This is a genomic window from Rhizobium sp. RU33A (assembly GCF_900156055.1).
Lineage (GTDB): Bacteria > Pseudomonadota > Alphaproteobacteria > Rhizobiales > Rhizobiaceae > Allorhizobium.
Window position 1 is genome coordinate 56,373 of sequence record NZ_FTMQ01000004.1, and the last position, 15,573, is coordinate 71,945.

At 62.6% G+C, this 15,573-nt stretch carries 17 protein-coding genes; 8 read left to right on the forward strand and 9 right to left on the reverse strand.

Annotation, left to right across the window (positions count from 1 at the left end; all coding sequences use genetic code 11):
- Positions 1-114: 114 nt before the first annotated feature.
- Positions 115-2,781: a TIGR02302 family protein gene (locus BW978_RS15575; protein WP_076396682.1), complete on the forward strand. Its 2,667-nt coding sequence runs from the start codon at positions 115-117 to the stop codon at positions 2,779-2,781.
- 75 nt (positions 2,782-2,856) lie between these two features.
- On the opposite strand, the gene BW978_RS15580 is transcribed toward BW978_RS15575, so the two are convergent.
- The 3 genes from BW978_RS15580 to BW978_RS15590 all read right to left on the reverse strand — a co-directional run bounded on the left by BW978_RS15580 (position 2,857) and on the right by BW978_RS15590 (position 4,645).
- Entirely contained in the window at positions 2,857-3,216 is a 360-nt protein-coding gene (locus BW978_RS15580; RefSeq protein WP_006724553.1) for a response regulator, read from the reverse strand.
- A gap of 150 nt (positions 3,217-3,366) precedes the next feature.
- Positions 3,367-3,909, reverse strand: a complete 543-nt coding sequence (gene hpt, locus BW978_RS15585; RefSeq protein ID WP_006724552.1) for a hypoxanthine phosphoribosyltransferase — start codon at positions 3,907-3,909, stop codon at positions 3,367-3,369.
- An 82-nt stretch (positions 3,910-3,991) separates the two neighbouring features.
- Complete coding sequence (locus tag BW978_RS15590; protein WP_076396684.1) at positions 3,992-4,645, reverse strand: hypothetical protein; 654 nt, start codon at positions 4,643-4,645, stop codon at positions 3,992-3,994.
- Positions 4,646-4,845: 200 nt separating this feature from the next.
- Here BW978_RS15590 and ftsE point away from each other — a divergent pair, with 200 nt between their 5' ends.
- From ftsE to BW978_RS15610, 4 genes are all read left to right on the forward strand, one after another.
- The gene (gene ftsE / locus BW978_RS15595; RefSeq protein WP_054149910.1) at positions 4,846-5,505 is read left to right on the forward strand and encodes a cell division ATP-binding protein FtsE; all 660 of its coding nucleotides are present in this window, start codon (positions 4,846-4,848) and stop codon (positions 5,503-5,505) included.
- Positions 5,498-6,520 carry a cell division protein FtsX gene (locus BW978_RS15600; protein ID WP_076396686.1) on the forward strand — a complete coding sequence of 341 codons (1,023 nt, stop codon included), beginning with the start codon at positions 5,498-5,500 and terminating at the stop codon, positions 6,518-6,520. Before ftsE ends, BW978_RS15600 begins: the two co-directional genes overlap by 8 nt.
- Positions 6,521-6,605: 85 nt before the next feature.
- On the forward strand, positions 6,606-7,322 hold the full coding sequence (locus tag BW978_RS15605; protein WP_139330573.1) for a YdcF family protein: 717 nt from the start codon (positions 6,606-6,608) through the stop codon (positions 7,320-7,322).
- 82 nt (positions 7,323-7,404) lie between these two features.
- Complete coding sequence (locus tag BW978_RS15610; RefSeq protein WP_076396688.1) at positions 7,405-8,190, forward strand: lysophospholipid acyltransferase family protein; 786 nt, start codon at positions 7,405-7,407, stop codon at positions 8,188-8,190.
- A 31-nt stretch (positions 8,191-8,221) separates the two neighbouring features.
- Here the strand turns inward: BW978_RS15610 and BW978_RS15615 are convergent, their stop codons facing one another.
- Positions 8,222-8,749 carry a gamma-glutamylcyclotransferase gene (locus BW978_RS15615; RefSeq protein ID WP_069042921.1) on the reverse strand — a complete coding sequence of 176 codons (528 nt, stop codon included), beginning with the start codon at positions 8,747-8,749 and terminating at the stop codon, positions 8,222-8,224.
- A gap of 50 nt (positions 8,750-8,799) precedes the next feature.
- On the opposite strand from BW978_RS15615, the gene BW978_RS15620 reads away from it, so the two are divergent.
- On the forward strand, positions 8,800-9,810 hold the full coding sequence (locus tag BW978_RS15620) for a DUF2125 domain-containing protein (protein WP_076396690.1): 1,011 nt from the start codon (positions 8,800-8,802) through the stop codon (positions 9,808-9,810).
- 15 nt (positions 9,811-9,825) lie between these two features.
- Here the strand turns inward: BW978_RS15620 and BW978_RS15625 are convergent, their stop codons facing one another.
- The 3 genes from BW978_RS15625 to BW978_RS15635 form a co-directional block, all read right to left on the reverse strand.
- On the reverse strand, positions 9,826-10,749 hold the full coding sequence (locus BW978_RS15625) for a prephenate/arogenate dehydrogenase family protein (RefSeq protein WP_076396692.1): 924 nt from the start codon (positions 10,747-10,749) through the stop codon (positions 9,826-9,828).
- Positions 10,749-11,852: a histidinol-phosphate transaminase gene (gene hisC / locus BW978_RS15630; protein ID WP_076396694.1), complete on the reverse strand. Its 1,104-nt coding sequence runs from the start codon at positions 11,850-11,852 to the stop codon at positions 10,749-10,751. Before hisC ends, BW978_RS15625 begins: the two co-directional genes overlap by 1 nt.
- A gap of 134 nt (positions 11,853-11,986) precedes the next feature.
- On the reverse strand, positions 11,987-12,739 hold the full coding sequence (locus BW978_RS15635) for a class I SAM-dependent methyltransferase (protein ID WP_076396696.1): 753 nt from the start codon (positions 12,737-12,739) through the stop codon (positions 11,987-11,989).
- A 90-nt stretch (positions 12,740-12,829) separates the two neighbouring features.
- Between BW978_RS15635 and gloB the strand changes: the two genes are divergently transcribed.
- Positions 12,830-13,600, forward strand: coding sequence for a hydroxyacylglutathione hydrolase (gene gloB / locus BW978_RS15640; RefSeq protein ID WP_076396698.1), 771 nt, complete (start codon positions 12,830-12,832; stop codon positions 13,598-13,600).
- Positions 13,600-14,022: a cupin domain-containing protein gene (locus BW978_RS15645; protein WP_076396700.1), complete on the forward strand. Its 423-nt coding sequence runs from the start codon at positions 13,600-13,602 to the stop codon at positions 14,020-14,022. The genes gloB and BW978_RS15645 overlap by 1 nt, the downstream gene beginning before the upstream one ends.
- Positions 14,023-14,031: 9 nt before the next feature.
- Here the strand turns inward: BW978_RS15645 and BW978_RS15650 are convergent, their stop codons facing one another.
- Complete coding sequence (locus tag BW978_RS15650) at positions 14,032-14,673, reverse strand: lysoplasmalogenase (protein WP_076396702.1); 642 nt, start codon at positions 14,671-14,673, stop codon at positions 14,032-14,034.
- 11 nt (positions 14,674-14,684) lie between these two features.
- On the reverse strand, positions 14,685-15,563 hold the full coding sequence (locus BW978_RS15655; RefSeq protein ID WP_076396704.1) for an aromatic amino acid exporter YddG: 879 nt from the start codon (positions 15,561-15,563) through the stop codon (positions 14,685-14,687).
- Positions 15,564-15,573: the final 10 nt, after the last annotated feature.

The following is a 15,573-nucleotide window of genomic DNA, read 5'->3' on the forward strand; positions in this document are numbered from 1 at the left end:
TGAGGCGGGAAAAACCCACACCTCATCCCTGCCGCCCTCGTCTTCGCCACAAAGACTGCTATCTTCGAGATCTGTCAGCCGTGATCATGCGCGGCGCTCTCGGAGACCAGACGGATGAGCTCTTCCCGCCCGGCCGGCCACAGGAAAGGCGCCTTGAAGGACGACCCGAAGCTTGCGCGGCGCGTCGGCGTCAAACGCGTGCTCGCACGGTCCGTGCTGTTTGCCGAGCGCCTGTTGCCGCTCTTCCTGCCGGTCGCAGGCATTGCAGCCCTCTTTATGTCGCTCGCCTGGTTCGGCGTTTATAGGGAGGTTCCGAACCTCGTTCGCCTTGCGATCGTCTTCCTCCTGGTCTTCGCCTTTGTCGCCTCCTTCCTGCCCTTCCTCAAAGTTCGCCTGCCGAGCATTCCGGAAGCCGACAGGCTGCTTGAGGAGCGCAATGGGCTGGCCCATCAGCCGGTGGCGGTGCAGGACGATCAGCTCTCCGCCGAGACACCCTTTGCCCGCGCGCTCTGGCAGGAACACCAGCGGCGCATGGCCGAGCGCATTGCAGCGCTCGATGCCGGCCTGCCGCAGCCCGATATTGCCCGATACGACCGTTATGCCCTGCGCGCCGTGCCGGCGCTGCTCTTTGTCACCGCACTCGCCTATTCCGGCTCCAATGGCGCAGGCCAGATCGCCGACGCCTTCCGCCAGCATGTCCCGGAGAGCGAGGCACCTGCGATCCGCATCGACGCCTGGATCACCCCACCGGGCTATACAGGGCAGCCGCCAGTCTTCCTCTCGGGCCTCGGTACCCAAGACGCAGCCGGCGTGACCGTGCCTCAGAAGTCCAAGGTCACCGTGCGCATCAGCGGCGGCCCCTCGGAAGAGAAGGTCCTCTTCGTCCAGCAATCGGACGGCGCCGTTCTCGACGTCGCCGAAAAGGACGATACGGCCCGCACGCCCACGGCCGGCTCCGAGATCGACGCAAACAGTCAGACGGCTGTCCCAACGCCGCCGCCAGCGCCCGCACCAAACGCCGCTATGGTGGCGCGCACCCATGAGCTGGAACTGAATGAAGCCGGCGAACTGCGCGTAGCCGACCGGACCTGGACGATCGGCGTCACACCAGACAGAGCACCCGAGATCGCCTTTGACGGCACGCCGCGCCGCGCGATCAACGGGGCGCTCGAAATCGCCTTTACCGCCAAGGACGACTACGGCCTGCGCGACGCCCATGCCGAGATCCTGCCGCTAGAAGAGCAGGCAGATGCTACGCCGCTTTACCCGCATCCGGACTACAAGCTCGACCTGCCACGCCACAATGCCCGTGACACCAAGGGCGTGGCGAGCCGCAACATCACCGAGCATCCGCTTGCCGGCCAGATGGTGAAGATCACGCTGGTGGCAACCGATGGCGCCGGCCAGACCGGTCGCAGCGAGCCGATCGAGATGCTGCTGCCCGGCCGCAATTTCAACGAGCCGCTCGCCGCAGCTGTTGCCGAACAGCGCAAGGTCTTCGCGCTCGACACACGCCAGATGCCGCAGGCGATCGCGCTGAACGAGGCGCTGGTGCTCCGCGCCGACGAGACGATCCCCGACCTCGGCAATTTCATTGCGATAGAAAGCGCCCGCGCGCGCATGAACATGGCGCGCGGCGAAGAACAGCTGAAGGACACGGCCGACTATCTCTGGGAAATCGCGCTCGGCATCGAGGACGGTGACCTGTCGCTGGCCGAACGCCGTCTGCGCGACGCCCAGCAGGCTCTCTCCGATGCGCTGGAAAACGGCGCCTCCGACGAGGAAATTCAGCGGCTGATGGCAGAGCTGCGCTCGGCGATGCAGGAATTCCTCCAGGCCCTGGCGCAGCGCATGCCCAACCAGCAGGGCGAACCGCAGCAGAATGCCCAGAACATGCTGCGTCAGCAGGATCTCGACAACATGCTCGACCAGCTGGAGAACCTCGCCCGCTCTGGCAATCGCGACCAGGCACAGCAACTCCTTTCGGAACTGCAGCGGATGATGAACAACCTGCAGGCCGGACGCCCGCAGCAGGGCCAGCAGCAGCAGAACAGCGAGGCCCGCCGCCAGATCGACAAGCTCGGCGAGATCATGCAGGAACAGCAGCGGCTGATGGACGAGACCTTCCGCCTGGATCAGGCTCTGCGCGACCGCATGCAGCGCGGCGATCCGCAGCAGGGCGAAGAAGGCGCCGAGGGCCAGCAGCAGCAAGGTCAGCAAGGACAGCAAGGACAGCAGGGCCAGCAGGGGCAGCAGGGCCTGGACGGCATGACCGCCGAGCAATTGCGCGAGGCGCTCCGACAGCTGCGTGAACAACAGGAGCAGCTTGGCCAGCAGCTTGGCGAATTGCAGGAAGGCCTCGAAGGCATGGGAATGGAGCCCGGCCCCGGTTTCGGCGAAGCCCAGCAGGAAATGCAGGGCGCCGGCGAGGCGCTTGGCCAGGGTCAGGGCGGCCCGGCCGTCGAAGGCCAGGGACGCGCCATGGAGGCGCTTCGCCAGGGCGCTCGCGACATGATGAACCAGATGATGCAGGCGCAGCAGGGCGAGGGTGGCCAGGGTCCGCAGATGGGTCAGGGTCAGGGCAATCAGGATGGTCGCGATCCCCTCGGCCGCCCCCGCGCCACCAGCGGTCCGGATTTCGGCGAGCAGGTCAAGGTTCCCGACGAGATCGATGTCCAGCGTGCCCGCGAAATCCTCGAAGCGATCCGTGAGAAACTCGGCGAGAACTCGAGCCCCGAGATCGAACGGCGTTATCTGGAGCGATTGCTCGACATCCAGTGAGGCCGTAGCGGTTTTGCAGAAACGACAACGCCCGCATCAGCGGGCGTTTGTTTGTTGAGCGAGTGGTCGGCTGCCTCAGCCGGCAAGCGCTGAAGCGACGGCCTTGCGAATATCAGGCAGCGCGAAGGGCTTGGAGACGACATCGACGATCTTTGCCGAGAGGTCGTCGGCTCGCTCGCGCTGTTCGGCATAGCCGGTCATCAGCAGAATTTTCATGGCCGGAAATTCGGAATGGGCGCGATGCGCAAGCTCGATGCCGTCCATGACGGGCATGCGGATATCCGACAGAAGCAGGTCAAAGGCCCCTTCGGACAGCTTTTCGAGACCTTCCGCGCCATCGGCGGCTTCATGCGTCTCGTGACCGTCGAGGCGGAGCGCACGCGCCACGAAGGAGCGCAGGGAGTCTTCGTCTTCGGTGATGAGGATTCTCGCCATGGTTGAAGTCTTCTCCCGCGTCCTTTGAGCCTTGCGAGAGGCAAATCACCAGACTTTCCTTGTCGAGTGGTAAACGCCGGACAGGTCGTCCGGCGCGATGGTTAACAGGTCACTGCCATCAGATGGCGAGATGTTCTGTTTCGAACCAGCTCACGCGTCGCCGGTGACGACGCCGACGAAGGGCAGTTCGCGGAAGGCATAGGCCACATCCATGCCGTAGCCCACGACGAAATAGTCGGGGCATTCAAAGCCGACATAGTCAGCCTCAAACTGTTCTTTTCGCTTCACTTTCTTGTCGAGAAGCACGGCGATCGTGACGTTTGCCGCGCCACGCTCGAACATCAGTTCCTTGGCGAAGAGCAGGGTGCGGCCGGACTCCAGAATATCGTCGATCAGGAGGATGTTGCGCCCCTTCACGTCGCTGTCGATGTCCTTGATGATCTTCACGCCCTGGGAGACCGTGCCTGTGCCATAGCTGGACAGGGTGATGAACTCGACTTCCGGGGCGAGACCGACGTCATGCAACGCACGAATGAGGTCGGCGGCGAAGATGAACGAGCCCTTCAGTACCGAAATGACCAGAAGGTCGTCGCAGGGACCCTTGATGATATCCTGAGCGAGTTCGAGATTACGTTGCCGGATCTGCTCGGCGGTAAAGAGCGGTTCGATGTTCTTTCCGCGAACTACGGGCATGGGGAACTCCTTGCTTGTCGACCTCAGGTCCTTGGCCGGCGGTATGCCGGAAAGGCAAGGGCCTTAGCACACTGACAAGGGCTTAGGCACCCGACTCTTCGAAGGAAAGCCGGACTTCCGGCGTTTTTCCACCGGGATGCTGGAGACGGGTGACGATGCCGCGGCTCTCGCCGCCATCCAAGCTCGCGACCGGCGGCTCGATATAGGTGCTGGCGATCACCTGCCCGTCGACGAGAAGATCGGCACGAAGCTTGGGCAACGACACTTCCCGGGCGGTGCGGTTCTCGACGATGGCATTGAGCAGGAGAACACGCATCCCGTTGCGGTCCTGCGGCGTCAGGTTGACATGCGTGAAGTCAAGCGGCTTGGCGGCAATCTCCGGATGCTCGCCACCGCCGAAGACCAATTGTCCGGCAAGCGAGAAGAAGGAGACGAAGGCAATCGCCACCAGCAGCGAAAAGGCGACATCCGAAAGACGTTGCAGGCGCTGTTCGATGGCATAGACTGCGGTGCGAAGAATTGCACGCAGATCGGAAGCCAAAGGTGCGGAAGATACGGACACGGCCGGACGCGGCGACGCCTTGGGCGGCTCACGGACCGTGACGAACTGTGCATCGACGACTTCGTGACGAGCGGCACGCTGGTGCTGGTGATCGATCCGTCGGCGGGCACGATCCGGCGGCAGGAGGTCGAGGTCCGCGGCGGCGGCCTGCTTCTGGTAACGGAAGGCACTCATTCGTTCGGACCTTTCGCACAGCCAAAATCGGATACCCCGAAAGTCGGCGGTTGAAACGAATCCTCACCAGTCGTAAATTCAATTGGTTAATGCTTCGGAAAGACGGCTGAGAAAGCCAGGCGTCCCGGGGCATGTTTACCGGCCGTTTACGATCGTCGTTTACGCGCCCCAGACCTCGGACACGTCAGACTGGGCCCCCTTTGATCCATTTCGAAAATGTCGGCCTGCGCTATGGGATGGGACCGGAGATCCTCCGCGACCTGACCTTCGACCTGCCGAAGGGATCCTTCCAGTTCCTGACCGGCCCGTCGGGTGCCGGCAAGACGACGCTTCTGCGTCTGCTCTTCATGTCGCTGCAGCCGACGCGCGGACTGATCAAGAGCTTCGGCCGCGACATCACCAGCATACCCCGCAACGAACTGCCGATGCTGCGCCGTCGCGTCGGCATCGTCTTTCAGGATTTTCGCCTGCTCGACCACCTGACGACCTATGAGAATGTGGCGCTGCCCTTGCGCGTGCGCGGCAAGGCCGAGCAGACCTACAAGCAGGATGTTATCGAACTCTTGAAATGGGTGGGCCTCGGCGAGCGCATCAATGTGCTGCCGCCGGTGCTCTCGGGCGGCGAGAAGCAGCGCGTGGCGATTGCCCGCGCGCTGATCGACCGGCCGGAGATCCTGCTTGCAGACGAACCGACGGGCAATGTCGATCCGCCGATGGCGCGCAGGCTCTTGAGCCTTTTCCTGGAACTCAACCGTCTCGGCACCGCGGTGGTGATCGCCACCCACGATCTCGCATTGATGGATCAGGTGGATGCGCGCCGGATGATCCTGACCGACGGGCGGCTCGACATCTATGAATGAGATCCCCCAGAACCCAAATCAGAACGCTAACCAGACCCCTGGTCAGAAGAAGCGCCGCGTCGAGATGACGGTGAGGCCTACCGGCCCGATCCTGCCGCCATCCAACATCCAGGGCAATGCGCTGATGGTGGTGATCGCCATTATGGCCTTCCTCGCCTGCCTGACGCTGGGCGGCGTTTCCATGGTCCGCGCCACGGCCGCCGGCTGGCAAAGCCAGATCTCTCGCGAGATCACCATCCAGATCAAACCCGAAGAAGGCCTCGACATGGGGGCCGCCCTTGTCAAGGCGCGCGATCTGGCGCTCACCTTCGTTGGCACCCGTGACGGCCAGATCATGGACGACAGCGCAACAGCGCGCCTTCTCGAACCCTGGCTCGGCACGGGGCTCAATCTTGAAGATCTGCCCGTTCCGAGGCTGATCGTGATCACCATCGACGAGACCAGTCCGCCCGACTTCGACGCCATGCGTGCGCTCCTGAATGAAGAGGTGCCACAGGCCTTCCTCGACGACCACCGCACCTGGGTGGACCGTCTGGTGCAGATGGCCCGCACGACGGTGCTGATCGGCTCGGGCATCCTGATCCTCGTCTTCACAGCTATGGTGCTGACGGTGGTCTTTGCAACGCGCGGTGCTTTGTCAGGCAACCGCCACATCATCGAGGTCCTGCATTTTGTCGGCGCCGAAGGAAGCTTCGTCGCCCAGGAATTTCAGAAACACTTTCTGAAGATCAGCATGAAGGGCGCAGCCGTCGGGGCGGTGCTGGCAGCAAGCTTTTTTGCGCTTGCCAGTTTCTGGCAAAGCCGCTCGCTGGCTACCCCGGAAAGCGACCAGGCGACGGCACTGTTTGGCACCTTCACGATCGGCTGGGGTGGCTATCTCGGCATCTTCGCGACGATGATCGTGATTGCGCTTCTGACCACCATTACCGCGCGCCTGACAGTCATGCGCACGATCTATGAAATCGATCTCATTCGCTCCGATCCGGCCCGCACGGACGGCCTTCTCGACGATTGACGAAATCTCGCATGTTGACTTGCCTTAATGCCGCCTGTTCGCTGTGGGAAATCCCGGCTATTCACGGGCTATGAGCATGGATCGGATGACCTCGAATCAACCGCTGCGTGACGGCGGCCGGCCTCCTTCCGGAGACGGCCTCTTTGCGCGCAAAGGCCTGATACGCCGGGCTTTGCGCTATGGCGGGATGCTCGTGATATTGAGCGTCGCGGTGCTGGTGGCCGGTTTTCTGATTTTCGCTGATTCGGTGAGCAACATGCGGCCACCCGAGACGGTGAAGGCGGATGCGATCGTCGTTCTGACCGGAGGTTACCAGCGCATCGAGCAGGCGATCGATCTCCTGAAGCGCGGCTACGGCGAAAGACTGTTGATCTCGGGGGTCAATCCCTCGACCACCGCGGGGCAGATCCGCAAGGCGACGCGCACCTCGCCCGACCTCTTCGACTGCTGCGTCGACATCGGTTACGCCGCGATCGACACGATCGGCAATGCCAACGAGACGGCGATCTGGATCCGCGACAAGGGCTATCGCTCCATCCTCGTCGTCACCAGTAACTACCATCTTTCGCGCAGCCTGATGGAATTGCGCCGAAGCGATCCGGACACCGAATTCATCGGCTATCCCGTGGTCAATGCCGATCTGAAGACACGCGCGTGGTACAGCGAGCCGGATGCCATGCGCACCATGCTGGCCGAATACGGAAAGACGGTGATTGCCTATGTCAGGGGCGTGACCGGATGGAGCCGGGATCAGGGTCTTCGCCCGGACGGCGAAATCACCGAATCTGGGCGCACATCCTGACAAGCAAGAAGAAAGCTAGCGCTTTTGCTGGCGGGACTTTTGCTCTAATGACGGTTTCGCCCGCCCTCGAGAGCTCCAGATCATGATTGCCCTGCGTTCCATCATCTTCAACATCGCCTTTTACGCGAACATCATCATCCGGATGATCGTGCTGTTTCCGATCTACTTCCTCTTGCCGCGCAAGAAGGCCTTCTTCGTGCCGAAGGACTGGGCGCGCGCCAATCACTGGCTGATGGAGAAGATTGTCGGCACAACGTTTACGGTCGAGGGGCTGGAGAATATTCCGAAGAGCGGCGGCTATATCCTGGCGCCGAAGCACCAGTCCTTCTGGGACACCTATGCGCTGCTGCCCTGGCTGGATGATCCGGTCTACATCCTGAAACGCGAGCTGATGTGGATCCCCGTCTTCGGCTGGTATGTCGCCAAGCAGCGGATGATCCCGGTCAATCGCGGCGCCAAGGGCAAGGTCATGGCGCAGGTGATCGAACGGACCAAGATGGAAATGGCCAATGGCCGCCAGCTGATCATCTATCCCGAAGGCACCCGCCGTCCCCCGGGTGCGCCGCCGGAATACAAATATGGCATCGCCCGTCTCTACCGCGACATCAACGTGCCCGTCGTGCCCGTGGCCATGCATCCCGGCCTCTTCTGGCCACGCCGCAAGTTCCTGCGCTTTCCGGGTCACTTCGTCGTCCGCATCCTGCCGCCGATCGAGCCGGGTCTCGATCCCGATGTCATGCAGGCAACCCTGATGGAACGTCTGGAGACGGCAAGCGACGAATTGCTGATCAAGACGGCCAAGGACAACCCGCATCTGCCACTGCCTCCCACAGCCGTGAACAGGCTGAAGGAACTCGGAGCACTCTGAACGCATTCAACACGGGAATGCGTGCGGGGCTTCAGGCTCCGTTCGCGGTGATGGCGGAAGCCACGCTTTCGAGCCAGTGGTCACGGATGCCGATTTCCCTGAGATGGGCGACGGTGTTGGCGACATAAACCGGATTGGGACCCGAGCGACCGACGGCGCCCTCCACGATCTGCGCCGCCTCCTCGACCGTGACGGCGCCTGCATATTGCGGATGGGCCCGGTCGATGACGTAGGTGAGCGCCCTGACGGAGCGGCCGTCGGCAAGCGTGGTGCGGACATGACGTTCGAGATACACGCTGGTGACGAGCTCGCGTTCGCGCAGGTAGTCAACGGTGGATTGCCACGAAGATGGCGCGACACGGAACGCGACGCCCTTGCAGGAGCCGCCCCGGTCGAGCCCGAGGACCAGTCCTGGGCGCTCTTCGGTTCCGCGGTGAACATAGGAGCGGACACAGAGGGAACGACGATAACCGCCGAGCCGGGCAAGCACTCTTTCTTCATAGGGAAAGCCCGGATTCCACATCAGCGATCCGTAGCCAAAGACCCAAAATTCGTCCATATCGCACGCCAATCCAAGACACGTGAAGTGATCGCAACGAGGAGCATCCCATGGCCATGTCGACCGCGCCGGAAAGCACGATCAGCCGAAAGGTTGTCCGGCTCGGCGTTTTGATCGTCCTCGTCATCGCTGTCTATAGTGTCGGCTGGTATTTTGCTGCGGAATTTCTGAAGAAACGCATTCTGACCTTCTTTGGGGGCGGAAATCCGGCAGGCGTGACCGCGACCTGCGAGGATGCGTCGCTTGGCGGCTATCCCTTCCGCTTCCGGCTGAATTGCACGCGACTTGCCTTCGACGATCACTTCCAGGGCGTTGCAGCCTCCTTCGGCCCGATGCGCGCAGCTGCCCAGATCTACAATCCCGGTCATATCGTCTGGGAACTGGATGGGCCGGCGGAAATCCGCTCGGCGCTCGGCTTCAACACCGCGCTTGACTGGACCAACATGCAGTCGAGCTTCCGCATCGGCCTTTCAGGCCTGTCGCGCAGTTCGCTGATGATGGAAGGGCTGAGTGCCACGGTCACCTCCACCGTGTCGAATCTGCAGGTGCAGATGACGGCGCCGAGTGCCCAGTCACATGTCCGCCAGAACGAGGGTAATCTCGATTATGCGTCGCTGGTGCGCGATGTCTCGGTCTCGATCGGCGGCACCCAGATAGCGCTTCCACCCGTCTCGGCGAGCCTCGACGCCACCTTTGCCGACAAGGGCGGGCTGCTCGATCCGCGCGTGGCGCAGGAGCAGAAGCTCTACGGCACCAAGGGCGAAGTGCGTCGCATGGTGATCGACATGGGAGAAGGCCGCGTCCTGACCCTGAGCGGCCCCTTCGAGGTGGGTGAGGACGGCTTGGTCTCGGGGCGGATCAAATTGCAGATCGAACAGGTTCGTGACTGGCGCGATGCCATGAAGACGGCCTATCCGGAACAAGCAAGCATGATCGACAATGTCGCCAACGTGCTTAGGGCGCTCGCCTTCGGCCGGGACGACAGCGAAGCCGAGATCACCATCCAGAACGGCGTGGCATCGCTCGGCTTCATCCCGCTTGGACAGATCCCGCCCCTCTGAGGCGGCGGGATTGGCTCACTTGTCGAGTGCGTGACGGCCGAAGTCCGGCACGTCGACGTCCTGGCCGGCCTGGACGATCGAGCGACGGATGGTGCGGGTGCGCGAGAAGAGTTCGAACAGCTTGTCGCCCTCGCCCCAACGGATCGCCCGCTGCAGATAGGCCAAGTCTTCCGAGAAACGCGCTAGCATTTCGAGAATAGCATCCTTGTTGTGCAGGCAGACGTCCCGCCACATGGTTGGGTCGGAAGCGGCCAGACGGGTGAAATCGCGGAAACCCGAAGCGGAATATTTGATGACTTCCGATTCCGTCACCGTCTCGAGGTCGTCGGCCGTGCCGACGATATTGTAGGCAATGATATGCGGCAGGTGCGAGACGATGGCGAGCACCTTGTCGTGGTGCTGCGGATCCATCTCGTCACACATCGAACCCAAGGCTTCCCAAAAGCCGCGCAGACGGGCCATCGCCTGGCCGTCCGTACCTTCGAGCGGCGTGAAGATGCACCAGCGCCCCTTGAAGAGACCCGGGAAACCGGCATCCGGGCCAGACTTTTCCGTGCCCGCCAGCGGGTGTCCGGGAATGAAATGCACGCCATCCGGCATATGCGGTGCCATCTGGGCGATGACGGAGGCCTTGGTCGAGCCGACATCGGTGACGATGGCGCCCGGCTTCAGGTTGGGTGCGATCTGCTGCGCCACGGCTTCAGAGGCGCCGACTGGCACTGAGACGATGACGAGATCGGCATCCTTCACGGCATCGGCGGCTGAGGCGACATAAGCCGTCCCGAGCTCCAGCTCTTCCGCCCGTTTCAGCGTCTCGGCGCTGCGGGTCGAAATGACCACATCCTTGGCCAGGCCGAGCTTCTTGACGTCGCGGGCGATCGACGAGCCGATGAGGCCGATACCGATCAGGGCGATGCGGTCGAACAGGATTTCAGACATCAGGTGCGTTCCATGAATTCGGTGAGGGCAGCGATCACGCCGGTATTGGCCTCCTCGCTGCCGATCGTCATGCGGAGTGCATTGGGAAAACCATAGGACGAGACGGCGCGCAAGACGAAGCCACGTTCTGTCAGGAAGCGATCGGCATCCGCTGCCCGCTTTCCGTCCTCATCGGGGAAGTGGATCAGGATGAAATTGGTGACCGAGGGCGTCACCTCGAGGCCAAGGGCGGTGAGCGCGTCTGAGACCCGGCCGAGCCAGACCTGGTTATGCTCGACGGCTTTCGCCACATGCGTCTGGTCGCGCATGGCGGCAGCCCCGGCGAGAAGTGCCGGCGTGTTGATGTTGAACGGCCCGCGCACCCGGTTCAGCGTGTCGATGATCTCGGCGGGGCCATAGATCCAGCCGATGCGCAGAGCCGCAAGCCCGTAGACCTTGGCGAAAGTCCGGGTCATCACAACGTTGCGGTTGGCAGAGACCAGCTCGACGCCTGCTTCATAGTCAATGCGGCGGACATATTCTGCATAGGCGGCGTCGAGTACGAGGATGACATGCGCAGGCAAGGCCGCATGCAGCCGCTTGATATCGGCATAGGGCACATAGGTGCCGGTCGGGTTGCCGGGATTGGTCAGGAAGACGATCTTCGTGCGGTCGGTGACAGCGTCAAGGATTGCATCGACGTCGACGCGCCGATCGGTTTCCTTGACCGTTACGGGCGTGCTGCCGGCAGCCAGGATCTGGATGCGGTAGAGCAGGAAGCCATGTTCGGTGATGATGGCTTCGTCGCCGGGTCCGAGATAGATGTTGGCGAGCAGGGCAAGCAACTCGCCCGAACCATTGCCGCAGAGGATGTTGGCCGGGTTCAGCCCATGCACCTCGGCAATCGCATCACGCAGCACGCGCGCCTGTCCGTCGGGATAGATCTCGAGCGTTGCGGCCGCCATGCGGAAGGCGTCCATGGCCTTCGGGCTCGGACCAACTGGCGTTTCATTGGACGACAGCTTGAAGACGCGGGAAACCCCGCCCGCATGGTCCTTGCCAGGAACATAGGCGGCGATCTCCATGACCCCGGCACGGGGTGTCGGCTTCGTCGAGGCGTTCATGAGGCGCATTCCCGGCCATTGGATGGCGAGAGGCCACCCCTTCACATGGGATTGGGATTACTGCGGAAAACGCGCTTTGTCGAGGCGGGCGAGCGCCGAAGCCTGTCCAGGGGACGCACGGCACAACACGCGTTTCAGACCTCGGGAGATCGATTGCGGGTCGTCGGCATACCTTGCGGTGCGAGCACCGGCGCAAAGACGCGGCGGGAGGCACGCGCGGCAACGGGCAGTCCCTGATAGAGCCGCTTCTGCGCCTCGACGACGATGACGCCGGAAAAGGCCGGCCAGAGAACCCGGCCAAGCCGCTCGAAGCCTCGGCGAAGGCGCAGGACCGCACGGATCTTCGACGGCGGGAAGAACAAGGCTTCCGCCGAAGCCCCGGGCGTGAAGTTGGTCTCGCGCAGCAGCGAGGTGAGCTGGCCGCGCGAATAGGGACGGCCCGAACCGAAGGGCGTGTGTTCCATGCGCGCCCAGACGCCACGACGATTGGGCACGACGATGACGAGGCGGCCGCCGGGGGCGAGCACCCGCCAGACCTCCTTCAAGGTCTCCCGCGGATTCTCGGCGAATTCGAGTGAATGCACCATCAGCACGCGGTCGACGGAACTATCAGGGAGAGGCAGTTCCTCGTCGAAGACGAGCGTCGTGGCCGAGGGTTCGCCGACCGGCCAGTTCACCGCGCCCTGCCCTGCCGGCATGAAGGCCATGGTGCGCTCGGTGTCGGCCCGGAAGCGTTCGAGAAAGGGAATGCAGTAGCCGAGGCCGACAAGCCGTTCCTGTGGCAGGCGCGCCCAGACGGAAGAAATTGCCAGCGCAACCGATTGCTCCGCCACGCGGCCGAGCATCGTATAATAAAACTGCCTTAGATCGACGATATCGACATGCATGAACTTATTGTTAGCAGCCCCTCATTGGAGTTCAAGGCGCGAGAGGTTACATTCGCGCCAACGAGGTGGGACATAAAAAGCGGGTCGACAATGAAATCACTGCAGATCGAGGTATTCCTCTGCCGAAGTGACAACTTCGGCATACTTCTTCACTGCCCCGAGACGGGCGAAACGGCGTCGATCGATGCACCGGAACTCGATCCGATCGTCAAGGCGGCGGAGAAGCGGGGCTGGACGATCACCCATGTCTTCACGACCCACCACCACGGTGACCATGTCGAGGCCAATCTGGCGCTGAAGGAAAAATACGGCTGCGAGATCATCGGCCCGCGCAACGAGGCGGCGGTGATCCCCGGCATTGATCGGACGGTGGGCGACGGCGACGAGTTCACCTTTGCCAAGCGCCCGGTGCGCGTGATCGAGACACCGGGCCACACCGCGGGGCATGTTTGCTACTACTTGCCCGAGGATATGCTGCTCTTTGCCGCCGACACGCTTTTCGCCCTCGGCTGCGGGCGTCTGTTCGAACGGTCGGCGCTCGATATGTGGCATTCCCTGCAGAAGCTTGCGGCGCTCCCCGATGAGACCATCGTCTATTTCGGCCATGAATACACGCTCTCCAACGCCCGTTTCGCACTGACGGTCGATCCGGAGAATGCGCGGCTCAAATCCCGCGCCGAACTCATCGAAATGCAGCGCAAGCGCGGCGACTTCACCATTCCGACGACGATCGGGCTGGAGAAGGAAACCAATCCGTTCCTGCGCGCCGGCGACCCGGATATCCGGAGCACGCTCGGCATGGAGGGCGCGACGAACGACGAGGTCTTCGCGGAAATCCGCAAGCGCAAGGACTCCTTCTGATGCAGGCAGCCAACATCATCGAGACCCTCGGCATGCAGCGCCATCCCGAGGGCGGCTGGTATGTGGAAACCTATCGGGACGAACACGGCGGCCCCCGCGGCCATTCGACGGCTATCTACTATCTCCTGCAGGCCGGCGAACGGTCTCACTGGCACAAGGTCAAGGATGCCGCCGAGGCCTGGCACTACTATGCCGGTGCGCCGCTTGCCCTGCATCGTTCGAAGGACGGCGTGACGCAGGAGACGGTCGTGCTGGGGCTCGATCTCGCGGCCGGGCAACGTCCTCAGGCGATCATTGATGCCGATGAGTGGCAGGCGGCCGAGAGCCTCGGCGAATTCACCCTTGTCGGCTGTACGGTAGCGCCCGGATTCGACTTTTCCGCCTTCGAAATGGCGCCGCCCGGCTGGGCACCGGGCGCGTAAGCCCGCGAATCACACCTCCGAAAGCGTCTGCGTCAGGATCACCTGCGCCGTAAAATAGGTTACCCAGACGAAGTAGGCGGCCATGCCATCGATCGGGTGATCGGGGCCTGTCCAGTATCGTCGGATCGTCAGCACGATATCCGAGAGGATGAAAAGCGCCGCCCCGACAAAGGCGAGCGGATTGGCGAGACCGAGTGTCAGCCAGACCAGGATCATGAACAAGAAGACATAGACGCCGATGGGCACCGCCAGTCGTCCGGCAGGCTTCCAGATGCGCACAAGCACGCCGAAGGTCAGGATCGCGACAAGCGCTCCGGCGATCACTCGCCAGGGCTCGGCAAAGGCAATCTCGAGGTCGGTGAGGGTCGCAAGCAACGCCACATAGGCGATATGGGCAGTGAGGAAAGCGGCGACACCGCCCACAAAGGCTCGGTCTCCCTCAAAGGCGAGTGACCAGTCGCCAAGGGCTCCGAACACAAGGGCGGCAACCAGCAGCGGATGGGCGCCGACGGCATAGGCATAGAGGGCGAGCAGCAGGACGGGCAACGTCTTCCAGACGGCCCGGAACACGGTTTTCTCCCGCGGTAGGATCCAGAGATAGCTGGTACCGAGCGCGACCGAAAGCCAGAGGATGCCGGTCGCAGTGGCCATTCAATCTCCCGTCAGGTCGCGCGCTCCGATTTGCGGAAAACCATATCGCGAGCCGCGAGCACAGCGCCACCTGTGATAAGCAGGCATGAAAGGCCAATTCTGACGCTAATCTCGCCAAAGCCAAAAATGATCAGGATCAGCGTGGACAGAAGCGGCGCGGCATAGCTGGAAACGCCGAGGATCTGGATGTCGCCGTTCTTCACCCCATAGTCCCAGACATAGAAGGCAAGCCCGACCGGAAGTAGCCCGAGCCCGATCACCGCGGCCCATTGCGCCGTCGTATCCGGCCAGACAGTGGTTTCGAGCGCAAGATGGCACAGAAGTGAAAGAGCCGATGTCGCAAGGCAGAAGCCGGTGACGACATCGGTCGACACCTTCTCGAACTTGCGACTGATCAGCGAATAGGCGGCCCAGGTGAAGGCGCAGAGCAAGGCGGTGAAATAGCCAAGGCTGTAAGCCGGGTCGAAGGCGAAACCGTTCTTGCCGACAATGAGCGCGGTTCCGGCAAGACCGCACAGCGCACCGACGAGGTGATGCCAGCCAAGTCGCTCACCCGGCAGGAGGGCCGAGCCGACGACGATGAGGAGTGGCCAGAGATAGGCGATCAGCCCGGCCTCGACGGCCGGCGCATTCCGGAGTGCGGTGAAATAGAGAAAATGATAGCCGAAGAGGCCACCGACGCCGGCGAGCCAGACCTTCGGCGGCTGGCGAAGCTCCTTCAACCGTTCTGGCCGCGCCATGAACAACAGGATGCCAGGCAGGCTGCCGATCGCAAAGGTGATGGCCGAAAGCTGGAAGGGCGGCATCGTGCCCGAGGCCGCTGTCATCAGCGCGAGGAAGGACCACATCAGGATCGCGGTGAACCCGATCAGCGTTGCCTTGGTCTTCATGAAATCCCCT